This window comes from Actinospineispora acaciae DSM 45401, from assembly GCF_000620785.1.
Taxonomy (GTDB): Bacteria; Actinomycetota; Actinomycetes; order Mycobacteriales; family Pseudonocardiaceae; genus Pseudonocardia; species Pseudonocardia acaciae.
Genome location: NZ_JIAI01000094.1, coordinates 1 through 1,112 on the forward strand (window position 1 = coordinate 1; position 1,112 = coordinate 1,112).

The 1,112-nt window shown below is 72.1% G+C and carries 1 pseudogene; it reads right to left on the reverse strand.

The features are described 5' to 3' along the window. Nucleotides 1-1,112 (reverse strand): annotated as a pseudogene (locus tag N912_RS65010) (hypothetical protein); the annotation flags it as partial.

Below are 1,112 nucleotides of genomic sequence, written 5' to 3' on the forward strand. Positions count from 1 at the left end.
GCCAGCCAGCCCATGCGCTGTTCGTGACCCTGGGACGCGGCGGTGTCGGCGGTGCGGCCGATCGCCTGGCGGACCCGGGTGTTGAGCTGGGAGGCGAACCGGGCGACGTTCTGGCTCAGCCGGGTGCGCTGGCCGTTCTGGCCCGAGCTGGAACCACCGCCGCTGGCGCCGCCGTTGAGGACCGCCTGGTCGGGGTGGTCGGCGCGGGGGGCTTGGCCGTTGCCGGAGTCCGGGACGGCCTGGGCCTGGTTCTGGCTCTGGGTGGCCGCGCGGGGCTGGTCGCTCAGACCTGCTCGCTGGGCCGTCGGTGCCGCGTTGCCGGCTGGCTGAGCGCTGCTCGCCTGGTCCGGAGCGTCGGGCGCATCGGGTGCGTCCGGGGCGTCGGCCTGGTCAGGCTTGTTCGCCTGGTCGGGCTTCTTGCCGCTGTCGCCGATGCCGAGCTTGCCCAGGGCGTCCTTGATGGTCGTGGTCAGATCCTTGACCAACTGGGAGGCCCACGCCTTCAGGTTCTGGCCGTCCGGCTTCGAAGTGCCCTGATCGGGCTTACCGGACTGGTCGGGCTTGCCCGCCTGGTCGCCGGGCTTGCCGGTCTGGTCAGGCTGATCGGGCGCGTCCGGGGCGTCCGGGGCGTCCGGCGCATCGGGTGCGTTGGGCGCATTCGGTGCGTCAGGCGCATTGGGCTTGCCCGGCTGTTCGGGCTGGTTGACCGGCGGCCTGGCGCCATTCCCACCGCCACCATTTCCGCCGCCGATTTTGCCGAGGGCGTCGGTGATGGTTTTGGTCAGGTCTTTGATGAGCTGGTCGGCCCATCCGGCGATTCCGCCGCTGCCCTGGCCCGGGGTCGGGCAGCCGATGGCCTGGCAGGTGATCGGACCCGAGCCCTGGTCCGGGTTGCCGGGTTGTGGGGCTTTCGCCGTTTCCTCGTCGGCGCGGCTGCTGGGGCCGTTGTCCAGGCCGAGCAGACCGGAGGCCCAGTCGAGGGCGCCGCCGGTGTTGTTCTGGTTCTGGCCGGCGAATGCGTTGCCGCCCTGTGCCGGGTCGTTCCACTTGGGTCCGCCGCCGCAGGAGGGGCCGGTGCACTGTCCGCCGCCGTTGCCGTAGGCGACCAGTTG